This is a genomic window from Caballeronia sp. DA-9, assembly GCF_051615025.1.
Taxonomy (GTDB): Bacteria; Pseudomonadota; Gammaproteobacteria; order Burkholderiales; family Burkholderiaceae; genus Caballeronia; species Caballeronia sordidicola.
In genome coordinates this window covers 48,088-65,156 of record NZ_CP195131.1, presented here as the reverse complement: position 1 = coordinate 65,156, position 17,069 = coordinate 48,088, and the positions used below count along the sequence as shown (strand labels likewise).

The window sequence follows — 17,069 nt, the reverse complement described above, 5'->3', positions numbered from 1 at the left end:
GTTCATATTAACTGGCTAGCGTTCACGGTCAATGCGCATGCGATATTGAAACGCGTCGCTGCGAAAATGGAGGAACTCGAAAAGGACAGGGCGCGCGTGAATGTCGAAGACGTGCCGCTCGACGCGAAGTGCCGGACTACCCGGTGCGAGTTCCAACGCCGAGAGCGTTTCTTCATCGGCGAGAATCGCATCCACCGCCACATTTGCATGATCGATGCGTACGGCGCTGCGTTCTTCGACAAGTTTGAAAATGTCTTGCGTGGCGAGGTCCGCGGTCGTCAGCTTCTGCGCGAGCAACTCGCCCAGGAACGTGGTCTCGAACGACAAACGTGTTCCATCAAGTATGCGTATCCGTTTGATTTCCGCGACCCGGACGCTGTTGCCGACGTCCGTGTCAAGACCCAACCGCGCCCGAAGGTCCACATCCGGATCGAAATAGCGAAACCCCTCAAGCCGGTTCGTTACCTGATGGCCCAGCGGGATCATTGCTTCTGAAAAGCCCTGCAGCGCGGCAATATTCTGATAAGCGCGCGGCGGCGCCACAAAGGTGCCGCGTCCGCGAACCGTCTTGACGGCGCCTTCCTGGCGCAATTCATCCAGCGCCTGGCGCACGGTAATGCGGCTGACATCGAACATGTCGCACAAGGCCTGTTCAGTGGGTAACTGCGCGTCCGGCGCATAGGTGCCGTCGAGCATGCGCGCACGAAGTTGATCTTTTATGCGTCTATACAGCGGGCCGGCGTAGTCCTGCATGGGCATCAATGGTTTGCGATCGGTTTCGATGTCATGACAACGCGAGTTCAATCTTCGCACGGTGAAGCCTGCGCTCAGATGTCGAGGATACATTAGACCACGCGTGCACAGAACGCTGCGCAAAGCTGGAAATTCACTAAGCTAGTGAGAATTCATCGCTTGGAAATCGTGCGGCGCCGTTCATATACTGTCCTCAGAAAAGTTGTAATGACAACCGGGCGAAGGTGCAAAACCGCATGCTTTCATGCCCATACCGGATTCCGATTCATTTGAATCGGAATCCGAATCATGTTGCGTCATATTGATCAAACCATTCCACACTGGGCCGGAATGCGGACCTGTCCGCTGCGCCCGCGCGTTTTCCTACGGAGCTGCAAAGCATGTTCAAGCATCTGATTCGAGGCGCTGCGTTATTGGCGCTTGTTTCCAGTCTTATCGCGAGCTTCGCATCTTCCGCATTTGCGGCCGACAACAAGACTGTCACGGTCGGTTACCAGACGGATATCGAACCATCCAAGATCGCGCAGGCCAGCGGCCTCTATGAGAAAGCCAGCGGCTACAAGATCAACTGGCGCAAGTTCAATACCGGCGCCGACGTGATCGCCGCGATGGCCTCGGGCGATGTACAGGTCGGCTTCACGGGCAGCAGTCCGCTTGCGGCGGGCGTCACGCGCGGCTTGCCGCTCGAAACGTTCTTTGTCGCGGCCGAGATTGGTACAGCAGAGGCGCTGGTCGTGCGAAACGGCAGCAACATCACCAAGCCGCAGGATCTGATTGGCAAGAAGGTTGCCGTGCCATTCGTCTCGACCACGCACTACAGTCTTCTGGCAGCGCTCAAGCATTGGGGCATTCCAGCCAATCAGGTCACCATCCTGAACCTCGCGCCTCCCGAGATTGCGGCGGCATGGCAGCGCGGTGATATCGATGCAGCTTATGTGTGGGACCCGGCGCTCGGCAAGATCGTAAAGACGGGCAAGGTGTTGACCACGTCGGCGGAAGTGCGCAAGTGGGGCTCGCCGACCTTCCTCGCATGGGTCGCGCGCAAGGATTTCGCGCAGGCGCACCCCGACTTCCTGGTCGCTTTTTCGCGGGTCACGGGCGCGCAGAATGCCGAGTATCGCAAGGATGGTGCGAAGTGGACCGCGGCCACGCCACAGGTGGCGGACATCGCGCGGATCAGCGGTTCGGATGCTGCCGACCTGCCCGCGCTGCTGCAGGGAACGACCTTCCCGCTGCTCGATGAACAGGCCTCGCCGCGTTTGCTGGGCGGCGGCATTGCGAAGGCGCTCGCCGATACATCGGCTTTCTTGAAGGAACAAAAACGCGTGGATGATGTGCTGCCCGATTACGGTCCTACGGTCACGGCTTCGTTCGTGCAGCAGGCAAGCGCGGGAAGCGGCAAGTAACATCATGATCCGGATCGACGCGCTCAGCGTTTCCTTCGATACATCAAGCGGCCCGCACCGGGTTCTGGCGGATATCAGCCTCGAATTGCGGGATGGCAGCTTCACTGTCGTGCTGGGGCCGTCGGGCTGCGGCAAGACGACGTTGCTGAACGTGCTGGCGGGTTTTATTGCACCGTCGGCGGGACAGGTATCGATTGACGGCGAAGCGATCACAGGTCCAGGCGCGGATCGCGGCATGGTGTTTCAGGACGACTCGTTGTTGCCCTGGCAGAACGTCGAGCAGAACATAGGATTCGGCCTGACGCTTGCTGACGTGCCGAAAGCGAAGCGCGAGGCGACGGTCGAAGCGTTGCTTGAGTTGACCGGCCTGAGCGCGTACGCGCGTTATCCGTTGTGGAAAATTTCGGGAGGCATGCGCCAGCGCGTGGGACTTGCCCGCGCACTGGCTGTAGATCCCCGCTTCTTGCTGCTCGATGAACCGCTGGGCGCACTCGATTCTTCGACGCGCCTGAAGATGCAGGAGTATCTGCTCACGCTCTGGAAGCGCTATGGCAAGGGCATGGTGATGATCACGCATGACATTGCCGAAGCGCTTTTCATGGCCACGGATCTCGTTCTGATGCAGGCGAACCCGGGTCGCATTGCGTCTGTGCAGCGCCTTGATTTTGGCGCACGCTTTGTTGCGGGAGAGTCATCGCGCAGCATTAAGAGCGACCTTGCGTTCATCCGCTTGCGGGACGAAATCGAGAGCCGGTTTTTTGCTGACGATGAGATATTGCCATGAGCGACACAGAGCGTCTTGCGTATTATCCGGACCCCGCGCTGTCTGAAAGGAACACCCCCAAACCCGGACCCTTGCGGTTCAACAGGCAGCGTCTGATCAGCATCGTGACGGTGCTGGTGGTCATTGCCTCCTGGACGCTCGCGGCGCGGCTGAAACTCATCAGCCCCGTATTCCTGCCATCGCCCGCGGCGGTGGCGCACAAGTTCGTGGATGTATCGGTGAATGGTTTCAGCGACGCCACCCTTTGGCAGCACACGGCCGCAAGCCTGTCGCGCGTATTCGCGGCGCTCGCACTGGCTGTCGTCACTGCAGTGCCGCTTGGCGTGCTGATCGGCCTCAATCCGACAGCGCGCGCTATTGCCGATCCGCTCATCGAGTTTTATCGGCCGGTGCCGCCGCTTGCATATTTGCCCTTGATCGTCATCTGGTGCGGCATTGGCGAGCCGTCCAAGATCCTGTTGATCTGGCTGGCGATCTTTGCGCCGTTGACCATCTCCACTCAGCAAGGCGTGCGGCGCGTGAAGCAAAGCCGTCTGCGCGGCGCGCAGGCGCTCGGCGCCACGCGGTGGCAACTGATCCGGTACATCGTTGTGCCGTCCGCGGCGGCGGATGTTCTGACCGGCATCCGGGTCAGCCTCGGTGTGGGCTGGTCGGTGCTCGTTGCAGCTGAGTTGATCGCGGCTACGCGTGGCCTTGGTTTCATGATTCAGTCGGCAGCGCAGTTTCTCGTGACCGATGTCGTCATCATGGGCATTGTCGTGATTGCGTTGATCGCGGGCGTGTTCGAGTGGGGACTCAGGTCGCTTCAACGCGTGCTCGTGCCATGGGAAGGACATGCATGACCGGCGCTTCGAGATGGGACGCGGACGTCCTCGTGCTCGGCGGCGGTCCCGCCGGAACCTGGGCCGCGCTGCATGCGGCGCGCGGCGGTGCGCGAGTCGTGCTTGCCGACAAGGGCTATTGCGGAACCTCGGGTGCGGCGGCGGCATCGAATAACAATGTCTGGTACGTCAGGGATCCTAAGTTGCAGGAGGCGGAGTTCGGTGCGCGTTTTGCGTCTGGCGGTGGACTGAGCGAACCCGGTTGGACCGCTGCATTGCTCGAAAGCGCCGTGGAGCAATTGCATTTTCTTGGCACGCTCGGCTATCCGTTTCCAAAGACCGAAACGGGAGATGTCAACTACGCGACCTTGCGCGGTCCCGACTACATGCGCTTCATGCGGCTGCAGATCAAGCGCGCAGGCGTGCAGATTCTCGATCACAGTCCCATGCTTGGTCTGCTTGAACGGGACGGCTGCGTGACAGGCGCGCATGGCGTGTCGAGAGACGGTACACAATGGCAGGTCAACGCTTTCGCGACCGTGCTTGCAACGGGCGGGTGCGCGTTCATGAGCGGCGCACTAGGCACGAACGTATGCACGGGCGACGGTCATCTTGCGGCCGGCGAGGTGGGGGCACGGTTCTCCGGCATGGAATTCTCGAATCAGTATGGACTCGCCGCGAGCCAGTCTTCCGTGACCAAGGGCCTGCCTTTCGTATGGAGCACCTATACGCGCGGGGACGGTACTGTCGTGCCGATTGTTGATGATGAACCGTTCGTATCGGTGGCGAGAGTGCTGGTGGACGAGCCCGTGTTCGCCGTATTCGATCGCGCAAACGCCGACATTCAGCGATGGCTGCGCAGCGGCCAGGCCAATGCGTTTCTGCCGTTCGACCGCGCGGGCATCGATCCTTTTACGCAGCGCTTTCCGGTTGGTCTGCGGCTTGAAGGGACGGTGCGGGGGACCGGCGGCATCCGGTTGCGTGGACGGGATTGCGCCACGGACGTGCCGGGACTTTACGCGGCAGGAGACGCCGCATCACGCGAGACGGTGGTGGGCGGCCGTACCGGCGGCGGCTCGCCGAACTCGGCGTGGGCTATCGTGACCGGCAGCTGGGCGGGCACGGCGGCGAGCGAATTTGCGCGACGGCAAGGGACGCGACGAGCCGGCACCCTCGCACGTGAAGAAGAGATTGCGCTCAGTCCGGTTGGCCCTTCGCGCGAGCTGATCGGCCAGCATGTGTTGTCGTTGCGCACGAATCTTTTTCGTAGCGCCGCGGTTCTTACGCCCGCGCTCAAGCTGCTCGACGACGCCTGGCATGAAACGAACGTCGACGCCGACACGCCCCATCTTGCCGAAGCCCGTTCGGCGCGTGCGATGCTATACGTTGCACGCCTTGCTTACCGCAGCGCATTGCATCGCAGGGAGTCGCGCGCGCTGCACCAGCGCGGTGATTGTCCGGAGCGTTCGGATGCGATGCGTCACCGGCTGGTTGTTGCTGGCATCGACTCATTCGAATTCAGCACCGAACCCGTCGCCACCTGAACCCGGAAAGGAGAGCGGTCTTGATCGAACTGATCAGCGAGGCGCGCTGCACGTCGTGCAATCGCTGCGTGGAAGTGTGTCCGACCCAGGTCTTCGACGCAGTCGATGGCAGCATTCCCGTGATCGCGCGGCCGGATCAGTGCCAAACCTGTTTCATGTGCGAACTGTACTGTCCGGCCGACGCCATGTACGTCGATCCGAACGCGGACGCTCATGTGGCGATATCGGAAGAAGCGTTGATTGCGCAAGGAATGCTGGGCGGTTATGCGCGGGCGCTCGGCTGGAAGAAAGTGCGGGCGGCGGGAACGGAAAACGACCAGACGCACAAGCTTTTCGAATTGGGCGTGACGTGAAAACGGGCGGCTTATGTGTAGTTCGGATATCGAACTATTGAAATATCAGCTTCACCGCTTTATGAAAACGGGCCCAGGGAAATATCGCGGCAGCCAAGGCAAGAGAAGTGGCGATTGCCACCACTTGCCGTACAACATGTAAAGGTGCGGACAGGCTTCTGGTTTGTCTAAAGTTAATGCAACGACATCGCCTTTGTAAAAATCCTTACCCTCTATTCGAAAGCAAACAGTAATATTATCGGCGTTGCTTACATCGCTGTTTCCTATATGGAACTGGGGTATGCCGACCAGAAAATCGAAGTTGGATACATTTTCGACGCACTTGCCCGTTAAAGCCGGCAAGAAAAGCTTATGTCCGCACACACCGGACAACTGGCCAGCCACGCAACGCTGTCTCCCCTGACACCGCGATGCTGTTCAATGGTCCCGGCGCAGTGCAACCGGCCCGGATCGCCTGCCCTATCAGGGAGAAACTGATTTGCCTATGGCCGCCGCCTCCGGTAAGGTGACGCTTCCACCGTGCGCTCGCATGGGCAGTGAGTCGTACCAATCCTAGAGAAAACAGAAATGAACAAGCAAGAACTCGTTGACGCTGTTGCGTCCGCTACTGGCACCAGCAAGGCCGCCGCCGCCGAGGCTATCGATGCATTTATCTCCACCGTGACCCAAGCGGTTGTCAGCGGCGAGAGCGTTCAATTTGTTGGCTTCGGCACGTTCAGCACAGGTCAACGCGCTGCGCGCACGGGCCGCAATCCGAAGACCGGCGACACCATCCAGATCGCCGCAGCCAAAACAGTCAAGTTTACCGCCGGTAAAGCGTTCAAGGACTTGGTGAACCAGTAAGACTGGCCGGGATATCCTGCTGCGCGTTCTCGCATCAGGACGTGGCCGAGCGCCGTGCCGGTGCTCATCGAACGGGCCGGATCCGTCAGCGATCCGGCCGTTTCAAACATCGCCGCCAAGCATGGCCTTGAATCAGCTGGCGATGTCCTCGATCCACTAGGAACGCCGGTTGCACGCATGCGTGCTCGATGGTTGCAAAGGGTCGCGGGTTCAGCGCGCGCCGCTTTCGTCATAAGGTGGGTTTCTTGATCCAAAGTTTTCATATAACATGCAAACATGATAAATCGAGATGAGCGAACGTCGTTGACCAAGACTCTTACCCTCACGCATCAGGTCGCGCAGCAGCTGACCCAAGATATTGGCGACGGTATCTATCCTGTCGGGACGAAGCTTCCGTCGGGCAAGGATCTCGCGATCCGCTTCGGCGTGAGCCAGTCGGTGATTCGCGAGGTCACGGAACGCCTGCGCGCTCACGGTCTTATCGATAGCAGGCAGGGTGCGGGCTGTACGGTCACGGCGCGTACTCAAAGTGGCGGCTTTCGGGTTCCATCAGCGCTGGGCAACGACCGCGCGGATTTAAGCGCGGTCTACGAACTGCGGCTGGATCTGGAAGGCGCTTCCGCGGCGCTCGCTGCGGCGCGGCGCACCACTGCGGACATCGAGGCACTGGAAAGCATTTTGAAATCCCTCGCCGATAACCTCTACACGCCGGAACCGGCGGTCGAACTGGATATAGCGTTTCATGTGGCCATTGCTCATGCCACGCATAACCGCTACTACGTGGACCTGCTGCAATACCTGAATCTGCAGATCCGGCAGGCGGTGCAAACGGCGCGCACGCATTCGCTCACGCGCGAGCGGCTGCCGGACGACGTGCATCGCGAGCATGTCCTCATCTTCGAAGCGATTTGCGCTGGCGACCCGCTAGCTGCCCGCGCCGCTGCAACGTCGCATTTGCAAAACGCCGCGGCGCGCCTCAACCTCGTCATCCCCGATCGCGACACGTTTCGTGAAACGTTATCCGGCGGATTGACTTCACCTTTCGCCCACGAATAGATGACCGATCTCTCTTTCGCCCAACGTCTCGCTGACACGCTCGGAACCGACGCGGTCAGCACGTCCGCCGATGAAATCGAGCCGTGGCTCTCGGACTGGCGCGGCATGTACAAAGGCAAGGCGCAGGCGGTCGTGCGCCCATCCACGACTGACGAAGTTGCAGCGTGCCTGGCGCTGTGTTCGGACGCACGCGTCCCGGTCGTGCCGCGCGGTGGCAATACCGGTTTGTGCGGCGCCGCCACGCCCGATGCCAGCCCGAACAACGTGATCCTGAGCCTCGATCGCATGCATGCGATTCGCAGCATCGATACGACTGGCAACACGATGGTTGCCGAAGCCGGTTGTATTCTTGGCAATCTGCGGCGCGCCGCTGAGGAACAGCACCGGCTGCTGCCGCTCAGTCTCGCGGCTGAAGACTCGTGTCAACTGGGCGGCAATCTTTCGACCAATGCAGGCGGCGTCAATGTCGTGCGCTACGGCATGACGCGTGAACTCGCGCTCGGCCTCGAAGCCGTGCTGCCGAACGGCGAGATATTTCATGGACTGCGCACGCTGCGCAAGGACAACACCGGCTACGACCTGAAGCAATTGATGATCGGCGCGGAGGGGACGCTCGGGATCATAACGGCCGCCGCGCTGCGTCTGTATCCGCGTAACGACGTACGTGTGATTGTGTTGGCGGCCGTGAATTCGGCGCAGCAGGCGCTGGAACTGTTCGAGCTCTTGTTCGAGCGCGGCGGCCCGCGCATGCAGGCGTTCGAGTTCTTCACGGCGGAATGTCTCGATCTGGTGCTTGCGCAAGTGGAAGGCATGCGCGCGCCGTTTGCCGAGCGTCATCCGGCTTACGTACTGATCGAACTGGCGGACACTGTCGATGAAACCGCCTTGCGCGAACTCGTTGAAACCGTCATTGGCGAAGCACTCGAACGCGAGCTCTGCGCCGATGCTGCGGTATCCGAATCAATTGCGCAAGTGAACAGCATGTGGCGATTGCGCGAGGAGATCTCCGAAGCGCAGCGCGCCGATGGACCGCATGTGAAGCACGATGTGTCGTTGCCGATCGAAGCCATTCCGGCCTTCCTTGAAACTGCGGGTGAGCGCGTGGAGAAGCATCATGCAGGTGTGCGATTGATTGTTTTCGGTCATTTCGGCGATGGCAACCTGCACTACAACCTCTCGCGTCCATCCGGCGCGCCACGCGATTTCTTCGCACAATATGGCGAAGGGCTTACCGCCGAAGTGCTGGATGAAGTCGCACGCTATGGCGGCAGCATCAGCGCGGAACATGGCATCGGACAACTCAAGCGCGACTATTTCAGCCGCTATAAAGACCCGCTGGAAGTCCGGCTCATGAAGGAAATCCGTAAGGTATTCGATCCGCACGGCATCATGAATCCGGGCAAGATTTTCTGAAAGCGCAAACTTCCCTGCTTATCGCGACTGTCCGCCAAAGCGCATCAATGCAATAAAGAATGTGCCGCCGAGCAATGCGGTCACCACGCCTATGGGAAGGTCCTCAGGCGCAATTAGCGTGCGCGCGGCGGCATCGGCCCATATCAGCAGGATCGCGCCGGCGAGCGCGGAAACCGGCAGCAAGCGCCCGTGTTCCGCGCCCGCCAGCGGACGGCACACGTGCGGCGTAACCAGTCCGACAAAACCTATTGCGCCGCTCACCGCGACCATCGCGCCTGTGACGAGTGCGCTGACCAGGAAGATTTCCCAGCGCATCTTGCTTACCGGAACGCCCAGCGATACCGCCGCCAGGTCACCGGTCATCAGCGCGTTGAGTTCGCGCCGGCGCGCGAGCAGCAAAATGCCGCCGAAGAGCGCCATGGATGCAGGCACGCCAAGCAGGCTCCAGCGCGCAAGGCCTACGCCGCCCAGCGTCCAGAACAGGATGGACGACGCCGCGCGCTGGTCGCCGAGATAGAGCAGCAGGTTGGCGCCCGCGAGCATCACAAACGATACGGCAACCCCCGAGAGCAACAGCCGGTCGGAGTCAAGCCGTCCCTGGCGATGAGCCAATGCAATGACCATCGCGGTTGCGAGCAGCGCGCCCAGGAACGCCATGATCGACAGCGTGAACGGGCCAAAGATGGCGCCGAGAAACAGTGTTGCGGCCACCGCGCCGAGCGTCGCGCCTGAACTGACGCCGAGCAGATGAGGATCGGCGAGGCGGTTTGCCGTGACGGCCTGCAGCGCGACGCCGACCATCGCGAGCGCTGCGCCCACGATGCCCGCGAGCAGCACGCGCGGCAGGCGGATCAGCCAGACGATGGTATCGAGCGACGTGTTCCAGTCACCCGGCTCGTGCAACAGATGCGCGGCCACGATACGCGCGGTCAGACGTGGCGCTATCGACGTGGGACCGAAGCCGGTTGCAAGCACGACCGATACCGCAAGCACCACGCCGAGGCTTGCGACGATCACAGCCGGAGCGGCGCGCTTCACTGCGCGAACGCCTTCGGATGAAGCGCATGCGCAATCGTCTCCACGGCGGCGACGTTGCGAATGCCCGGCGTGGCGCTGTCGTATGGAATCACGATGAAACGCCGGTCGCGGATTGCATCGAGATTGCGCAAGGCAGGTTGATCGAGCAGGAACTGAATCTTTTGCGCAGCCGTTACCGCGCCGTAATCGACAATCACGATCGCTTGCGGATTGCGCGCCACGACGCTTTCCCAACTCACGCGGGTCCAGCTTTGCTGCACGTCGTCCATCACATTGCGCCCGCCCGCAGCCTTGATCAATGCGGTTGGCATCGCAAGGCCGCCTGCGGTGAAGGGCTTGTCCTCGCCGCTGTCATAAACGAAGACGCGCGGCGGCGCGGCGTTATTCCCAATGCGCCGCGTCACCATCGCGAGCCGCTTCTGCATGTCGTCCATCAGCATCGACGCTTGGGCGTCTGCGTCGAAGATGCGTCCCAGGTTACGCAGATCGTCATAGACGTCATTGAAGGTAGCGGCGGGACGAGGCATGACATGCGCGCACGATTCGCTCAGTTCATACACGGCAATGTGCAGTGGCGCGAGTGTCGCCGGCGTCACTGGACCGCCGACCTGCATGCCGTAGTTCCATCCGGCGAAATAGAAGTCGACGCCCGCATTGACCAGCACTTCAACCGATGGATATTGCCGCGCGAGTTCCGGCACGCCCTTCAGTTGAGCGCGCAAGGCTTCGTTGCCTGTGCTCCAGCCGCTGACGCCGGTATAACCCGCCATGCGAGACTTCAGGCCTAACGCAAGCATCATCTCCGTGAGATTGACGTCGTTGCTGACCGCGTGTTCGGGCGCATGCTGGAACACGACTTCGCGGTTGCAGCTTCGAACCGTGACCGGATAATGCGCCGCGCGTGCTTCCGAACTGACCAGCAGCAGCGCCAACAACGCAGTCGTGAACGGTTTGATCATGTCGAGTGAATGAGGGTGATGCGAGGGCATCGTGAAACGGGATGAAGGTCCACGATGGCATCGACATTGAATACGGCCTTCAACATGGCAGGCGTCAGCACGTCGTGCGGCTTGCCGTGCGTGACGATCGCGCCATTCGCGATCACATATAACCGGTCGCAAAAAGCCGCAGCAAGATTCAGGTCGTGCATGGTGGCGAGCGTCGTGATGTTCTGGTCCTTGACGAGCTTGAGCAACTCGATTTGATGGCGCAGATCCAGATGGTTCGTGGGTTCATCGAGCATCAGCACCGTTGGGCGCTGCACCAGCGCGCGCGCCAGCAATGCACGCTGTTTCTCGCCGCCCGAGAGCGAAGCGAACGCGCGTTCCCGTGCGCTCCACAGATCGACATCGCGCAACGCGCCTTCAACAATGCGTGCGTCCTCAGGCGTGGCACCGTCGAGCAGACGCTTGTGCGGCGTGCGCCCCATGCGCGCTATCTGTTCGACCGTCAGGCCGAAATCATCGGGCAGTTCCTGCAGCAACACGGCAATACGCTGCGCGGCCCATCGCGGCGACGCGCCCCAAACATCGGTCTGATCGAGCGACACCGAGCCTTCATGCGGCTTCGAAAAGCGAAATGCGCAGCGCAGCAAGCTGGTCTTGCCGCTCCCATTCGGACCGATCAGGCCGACGAATTCCCCGGCCTCCACATCCAGCGTGATCTCGCGCAGCAAGTGCGCCTGGCGGTGCTGCTCGCGTTCGGCGGGAGACCAGCTTAGATGATCGACGTGAAGTCCGCAGGACATGGTCAGAAGTTCATGGTGGCGACGACTTCGGCGGACCGGGCGGGCCCGAGCAGCCATTGCGTACCGTTATTCGCCGAGGTCACGGCGTAAGCGCGGTTGGCAAGGTTGCGCAGATAAAGCGCGATGTTGACCTGCCGCGTGGCTTGCCATTGTGCGGACAGGTCGAAGACCGTGTACGAAGGCACGTCGACGGAATTGGCATTGTCGCCGTATCGCCGGCCAACGTAGCGCAGGCCCGAACCGATTACCCAGTCCGCTGCGGGCCTGTAGGTCAGCCACAGGTTGGCCGTCTGCTCCGGGATGTTCAACGGCACGTTGCCGGCGCGCGATACCGCGACGCCGTTCACGGTCTCGTTGAAGTCGTCGTAGCGGGCGCGCAGCAAGGCCGCATTCGCCTCGATAGAAAATCCCCAGCCGAGCTTGAATGCCCCCGACCATTCGATGCCGCGCGACGATTGTTCGCCAACCTGCTGCTGGATCGCGGGATTGAGCGGATCCTGGCTCAACAGGTTCTTCTTCACGATCTGATAGAGCGCGAGCGTCCAGAAGCCGCGACCGTTCATGATGTCCTGCTTAACGCCGGCTTCCAGTTGCTGTCCAGTTGCAAGCTTGAACGCGGTCTGCGCCTGCGACATTGTGATCAACGAACCCACGCTGTCGGCGCCGCGCGTGTATTGTCCGTAGACGGACATCGACGGCGTGAGCTGGTAGACAAGTCCGAGACGCCATCCAGCGTTCGACAAGGTCTTGCTGAAAGTGCTGCCATTGCCGAGTTGCTGGCGCCAGAAATCGACGTAGTCATAACGCGCGCCCCCGACCACCGACACACGCGGCGTCAACTCTAAGCGGTCTTCGGCGAAGAGGGCGGCTTGCCGGGTGCGCGTGTAGAACTCCGGCACGGTCGGGTCGCTGCTCGCGAACACGCCCGGGTCGAAGCTGTCGGCATTGACCATCGACGAACCATCGAAAGGCGTGTTGCTGTCGCGCTGGAAGGTGATCTGGTTCGCCTCCGCGCCTATGACGAAACGGTTCGCGTGACCCATGGCGTTGCCATCGAAGGTCGCGTCGAGACGATTGCCGATTTGCCGCTCATGATGAATGATCTCGATGTAGTCGCTGCGCGTAATCTCGCGCGTCGATGGATCGAGCAGATAGCTTTCACTATCGCGATAGTGCCGGTTCGTCGTCAGGTAATAGAGCTGGTCGCGAATCGTAATGCCATCGGTTGCGTGATAGATGCCCGAGAGCCGCGTCGACTGATCCATGTAGGCAATCAGCGGATTGCCGACGTTGTAGTTCTTGTAGCGCAACGAGGTATCGAGCGCGCCGTCGTTCACCGGCGTACCGAGATAAGTCGCGGGCCGCTGGCGCCCGTAGTCATAGTCGAGCGTGAAAGACAGGCGCGGCGAAACATCGAGTTTCAACGCGCCGCCAAGCGCGGTCGTGTGCGATTCACCCCGATCCACCCAGCCGTTCGAGCGGTTGTCGCTGACATAGAAGCGGTAGGAGAGCATGGCGCCGAGCGCGCCCGTGGTATCGAAGGCAACGTGCTTCTGGCCTTCCGTACCAATACCCAATTGCACCGTCGTTGCATGGTCGCGCTGCGGCTGCTTCGGCACGACATTCACGACGCCGCCTATCGCGCCCTCGCCATACAGCACTGACGCAGGCCCGCGCAATACTTCAATGCGATCGACGGACCACGTATCGAAAGGGTAGGTCATGGTGCCCGCGCCCGGGTACAGGCGGGTGCCGTCATAGAGTGTCATGACGGATTCCTGGCCGCTGAAGCCGCGCACGCTCAACGCCGTGCCGCCATTGCCGGGCGAGCCGTCGCTGACAAATCCGGTCGCGCGCGTGACGGCGTCCGAGACGCTCTGGTCGCCGCGTTCCGCGATCTGTTTTACGGTGACGGTCTCCACGCTCGCGGGCGTGTCCAGGCTCGAAAGACCAAGGCGCGAGCCAGTGTGTGTGGGCGTTGCGAGCGGCGCGGTATCGATGCTGTTCGTGTCGTTCACCACGACGGGCGGCAATGTCGATGTGGTCTCATCGGCAAATACCGGCGACGCACTGAGCACACATAGGACCGCGAGCGCGGTTCTCTTCGGACGGCGCGATTGATAACCGCACCGGCTTCTCCGGCTGCTATGCGCCGAATTCCAGTTTCGTCCCATCTTGTTCCCCAAAGCGTATGCGTGTCTCGCCGCGCGAGGCAGCGATGACTTCTGTTGTGTGAGCGCTGACGATTCACGGCATGGCCGCGACCAATCGAATCAAGCTGTTCGTGTTGCTTTGTCCAAGGGCGGATATCGGCCGCTGGATGGCAAACGCGATTGATCGGGACAACAGGGACTTGCAGGGAAATGGATAACGCTGGCAGCGTCGGTCATGCGAGGTTCTCCAGGGGTTTCGCGCCCCATCAAAATTGGCTGGATTACGACGCCCAGGTCTGACTTCCGACCCCAAAGGGCCAGTCACAGTGGCGCGACCGCGCCGGATTCTCGCCGGCTTCCAAACGTCGTAGCCGCGCATTTTACGTGCGAAAGTGATCGACGTAAGACAAGTTTCGAAACAAACCAGCGATCGGACAGCCTCCAGATGCGATGTAATATTATTACATTCGTCGTCGGAAGAAACCAGATTATTTCGATGACCAATGGATCTAAGCTCGCAACGCAAGCTTGCACAAGTTGCGGCTCACAACTATATTGGTTGCGAACCGCAACCAATTGGGCCGATCATGGACTTTGTCGATATCCCCGCCAAGCCGCGAGAAACCACGATTCTCGAACTCCGGAATTTCTCCCGAAAACTGGTTCGCGAGCTTGGTTTCATGCGAGCAACGCTGGCCGACAGCGATCTCGCTCCGTCCGCGGTACACGCGATCATTGAAATTGGAACGGCGCCAGGGATAAGCGCCAAAGCCTTGGGCAACATCCTGCGTCTGGATAAATCGAATACGAGCAGGCAGGTAGCCAAGCTGGAAGCTGGCGCGCTCGTGAGGCGCGAGGTCGCAAAAGACGATGCCCGTTCGTCCGGGTTGTATTTGACGGAGGCAGGGCAGAAGCTCCGGAAAAAAATCGACCGGTTTGCGACGGATCAGGTATCCAGCGCGCTCCGGCGCATGGCGCCCTTCGACCAGCAGGCCCTGGTCCGTTCTCTCGCGCTCTACGCCGACGCGCTCGCGCAGGACAACGCTGCTGAAACGGTGGCCCGAGATATCGCGGAGACGGGGATTCAGGAAGGGTATCGGCCGGGCTGTATTGGTGACATTGCAAGCTTGCACGCACGGTTCTATTCGGCGCACTGGAATTTTGGCGTGTTCTTCGAAAAGAAGGTAGCGACAGAGCTTGCGGCGTTTGCCGGTTCATTGCCAGCCAATGGCAAGGCGCTATGGCTCTACATTGAAAATGATCGCGTTCTCGCTTCGCTGGCAATCGATGGAAACGAAAACACAGGCGTTGCCCATTTGCGATGGTTCATTGTGGACGATTCGCTGCGCGGTTGCGGCGTCGGGCGGCAACTGATGTCATACGCCATGAACTATGTCGATGAACGATTCAGCGAAACATATCTCTGGACGTTCAAGGGTCTGGATGCGGCGCGCCATCTTTACGAGTCGTTTGGCTTTCGATTGATCGAAGAAGCCGAAGGAGATCAGTGGGGAAGCAAAGTCGTGGAGCAACGGTTCAGTCGCGGTACGGTCTTGCTTTGATGCGATCAGGTTCGCCTGACGAGGTTTGCGTTCAACTGCCCCACAAGGCCATACAACACGCTCAGGAACGGCGCTGGAATTCCCGCCTTCGATGCAATCTCACAGGGCGCGCCAAGAATCGCTTCGATCTCCAACTGGCGGCCGGCTTCCACGTCCTGAAGCATCGACGTCTTGAACGCGCCGAGCTTGCGTGTCAGCGCGTTGCGGGCGTCGGTGGTCATGGTCAGTTCAATCCCGATCGCCTTGCCAATGCGCCGCGCTTCTTCCATGACGGCAACCACGAGTTCCTTCGTGAGCGGATCGTCGAGGATCACGTCGCCGGTCGAGCGCGTGATTGCGCTGATCGGATTCATGGTCATGTTGCCCCACAGCTTGACCCAGATGTCGCGACGAATGTCGTTGGAGGCAACCACGTCAAACCGGGCGCGGCGCAAAAGCTCTATGGCGTTGGCTGCGCGATCAGCGAGCCGCGCAGACCCGGGCCCGATGATCAGCTCATTGCCGTGGCCTTTCCTGATCACGCCTGGCTCTGCAATCGACGATGAAATATGCACGACGCATCCAGAAGCTTGCGACGGCGGCAGCACTGCCAATACCGCGCCTGCCGGATCCACCGACTCGAGACGTTGACCCGCGAGCGCGCCGCCAAATTCGTGGAGATACCACCACGGCACCCCGTTCATGACCGACACGATATGCGTGCCGGGGCCGACCAGCGGCTTCAGCGAAGCGGCGGCCGCAGTCAGGGCGGGTCCTTTCAGGCAGATGAACAACAGATCCTGTACGCCCAATGTGTCGGGCAGGTCGGTCGCATGAAGGTCGATCACGTAACGATCGTCGCCATCGATTACCGAAAGGCCGTCGCGCTTTATGGCGTCCAGATGCGCGCCTCGCGCAAGCAGACTGACCGGCACGCCCGCGCGCGCAAGCCGGGCTGCCACGATACCGCCAATGGCGCCGCCGCCGACTACAGTGATCTTCGAATCGTGCCTGGTCAAAACTCCGCCTCCTGAAGCGATCCCTGTCACGTTGATCCGGGATTACGCTAAGCTGATGCTATCGATTAATTGATGCGTGCGCAAGCATCGGAAATCCAATACATGTGCGTTGCCATAAAAAGGGCGGATGCCGGAGGAAAGGAATGAACGATACGATCATGATTCAAAGCCTGTTTACCTATCGGTTGCATATGCTTAAGAAACAGACCGACAAGGCCATGAACGGGGCATTCAGCAACGGCATCTCGTTGACGTTGACCGAAGCCCGCGTCTTGCTGAGCGTGGGTTCGTTTGGCGCGCTTTCTGTATCCGATCTTGGACGGGCATCGAATCTGGACCGCAGTCAGGCCAGCCGCGCAACTGACATTCTTGAGAAGAAAGGACTGGTGCAAAAGACGTCGAACACAACCGATGGCCGTGGTGTTGTCGTTACGCTGACCACGAAGGGCAAGCGAACCTATGCACGTGCCACCGTCATTGCGAAAACGCAAAACGACGAGATCCTGGCGGCGCTGCTGCCCGCCGAACGCAAAGCGATCCATTCAATGCTCGCAAGACTTGTCGATGCGCAATGCGCCGAAGAGGCAGTCGAATGAAG

At 60.5% G+C, this 17,069-nt stretch carries 16 protein-coding genes and 1 riboswitch; of the genes, 10 read left to right on the top strand and 6 right to left on the bottom strand.

Features of this window, described 5'->3' with window-relative positions; genetic code table 11:
• Nucleotides 1–15: 15 nt before the first annotated feature.
• Nucleotides 16–846 carry a GntR family transcriptional regulator gene (locus ACRWA7_RS00270; protein ID WP_438390567.1) on the bottom strand — a complete coding sequence of 277 codons (831 nt, stop codon included), beginning with the start codon at nt 844–846 and terminating at the stop codon, nt 16–18.
• A 299-nt stretch (nt 847–1,145) separates the two neighbouring features.
• On the opposite strand from ACRWA7_RS00270, the gene tauA reads away from it, so the two are divergent.
• The 8 genes from tauA (at nt 1,146) to ACRWA7_RS00230 (ending at nt 8,973) form a co-directional block, all read left to right on the top strand.
• On the top strand, nt 1,146–2,159 hold the full coding sequence (gene tauA, locus ACRWA7_RS00265; protein WP_438391016.1) for a taurine ABC transporter substrate-binding protein: 1,014 nt from the start codon (nt 1,146–1,148) through the stop codon (nt 2,157–2,159).
• Between the two features lie 4 nt (nt 2,160–2,163).
• Complete coding sequence (locus ACRWA7_RS00260; RefSeq protein ID WP_438390566.1) at nt 2,164–2,943, top strand: taurine ABC transporter ATP-binding protein; 780 nt, start codon at nt 2,164–2,166, stop codon at nt 2,941–2,943.
• On the top strand, nt 2,940–3,785 hold the full coding sequence (tauC, locus tag ACRWA7_RS00255) for a taurine ABC transporter permease TauC (protein ID WP_438390565.1): 846 nt from the start codon (nt 2,940–2,942) through the stop codon (nt 3,783–3,785). The genes ACRWA7_RS00260 and tauC overlap by 4 nt, the downstream gene beginning before the upstream one ends.
• Nucleotides 3,782–5,308, top strand: coding sequence for an FAD-binding protein (locus tag ACRWA7_RS00250; RefSeq protein WP_438390564.1), 1,527 nt, complete (start codon nt 3,782–3,784; stop codon nt 5,306–5,308). Before tauC ends, ACRWA7_RS00250 begins: the two co-directional genes overlap by 4 nt.
• A 20-nt stretch (nt 5,309–5,328) precedes the next feature.
• Nucleotides 5,329–5,661 carry a 4Fe-4S dicluster domain-containing protein gene (locus ACRWA7_RS00245; protein WP_438390563.1) on the top strand — a complete coding sequence of 111 codons (333 nt, stop codon included), beginning with the start codon at nt 5,329–5,331 and terminating at the stop codon, nt 5,659–5,661.
• A gap of 567 nt (nt 5,662–6,228) precedes the next feature.
• Entirely contained in the window at nt 6,229–6,504 is a 276-nt protein-coding gene (locus ACRWA7_RS00240) for an HU family DNA-binding protein (protein WP_060857617.1), read from the top strand.
• Nucleotides 6,505–6,807: 303 nt separating this feature from the next.
• Nucleotides 6,808–7,560: a FadR/GntR family transcriptional regulator gene (locus ACRWA7_RS00235; protein ID WP_438390562.1), complete on the top strand. Its 753-nt coding sequence runs from the start codon at nt 6,808–6,810 to the stop codon at nt 7,558–7,560.
• Nucleotides 7,561–8,973, top strand: a complete 1,413-nt coding sequence (locus ACRWA7_RS00230) for an FAD-binding oxidoreductase (RefSeq protein WP_438390561.1) — start codon at nt 7,561–7,563, stop codon at nt 8,971–8,973. It abuts the gene before it with no gap.
• Between the two features lie 18 nt (nt 8,974–8,991).
• Here ACRWA7_RS00230 and ACRWA7_RS00225 read toward each other — a convergent pair whose 3' ends face one another.
• Genes ACRWA7_RS00225 through ACRWA7_RS00210 form a run of 4 tightly spaced genes read right to left on the bottom strand, consistent with a single transcriptional unit; the run spans nt 8,992 to nt 13,932 of the window.
• Complete coding sequence (locus tag ACRWA7_RS00225) at nt 8,992–10,011, bottom strand: FecCD family ABC transporter permease (protein WP_438390560.1); 1,020 nt, start codon at nt 10,009–10,011, stop codon at nt 8,992–8,994.
• Nucleotides 10,008–10,970 carry an ABC transporter substrate-binding protein gene (locus tag ACRWA7_RS00220; protein WP_438390559.1) on the bottom strand — a complete coding sequence of 321 codons (963 nt, stop codon included), beginning with the start codon at nt 10,968–10,970 and terminating at the stop codon, nt 10,008–10,010. Before ACRWA7_RS00220 ends, ACRWA7_RS00225 begins: the two co-directional genes overlap by 4 nt.
• Entirely contained in the window at nt 10,967–11,758 is a 792-nt protein-coding gene (locus ACRWA7_RS00215; protein ID WP_438390558.1) for an ABC transporter ATP-binding protein, read from the bottom strand. Before ACRWA7_RS00215 ends, ACRWA7_RS00220 begins: the two co-directional genes overlap by 4 nt.
• A 2-nt stretch (nt 11,759–11,760) precedes the next feature.
• Nucleotides 11,761–13,932 (bottom strand): TonB-dependent receptor, encoded by a 2,172-nt coding sequence (locus ACRWA7_RS00210; RefSeq protein ID WP_438390557.1) that lies wholly within the window; start codon nt 13,930–13,932, stop codon nt 11,761–11,763.
• A gap of 217 nt (nt 13,933–14,149) precedes the next feature.
• A riboswitch (adenosylcobalamin (AdoCbl) riboswitch) is annotated at nt 14,150–14,298 on the bottom strand.
• A gap of 200 nt (nt 14,299–14,498) precedes the next feature.
• Here ACRWA7_RS00210 and ACRWA7_RS00205 point away from each other — a divergent pair.
• Nucleotides 14,499–15,473 carry a bifunctional helix-turn-helix transcriptional regulator/GNAT family N-acetyltransferase gene (locus ACRWA7_RS00205; protein WP_438390556.1) on the top strand — a complete coding sequence of 325 codons (975 nt, stop codon included), beginning with the start codon at nt 14,499–14,501 and terminating at the stop codon, nt 15,471–15,473.
• 5 nt (nt 15,474–15,478) lie between these two features.
• On the opposite strand, the gene ACRWA7_RS00200 is transcribed toward ACRWA7_RS00205, so the two are convergent.
• Complete coding sequence (locus ACRWA7_RS00200) at nt 15,479–16,471, bottom strand: ketopantoate reductase family protein (protein WP_438390555.1); 993 nt, start codon at nt 16,469–16,471, stop codon at nt 15,479–15,481.
• A 143-nt stretch (nt 16,472–16,614) separates the two neighbouring features.
• On the opposite strand from ACRWA7_RS00200, the gene ACRWA7_RS00195 reads away from it, so the two are divergent.
• The gene (locus ACRWA7_RS00195) at nt 16,615–17,067 is read left to right on the top strand and encodes a MarR family winged helix-turn-helix transcriptional regulator (protein WP_438390554.1); all 453 of its coding nucleotides are present in this window, start codon (nt 16,615–16,617) and stop codon (nt 17,065–17,067) included.
• Nucleotides 17,068–17,069: the final 2 nt, after the last annotated feature.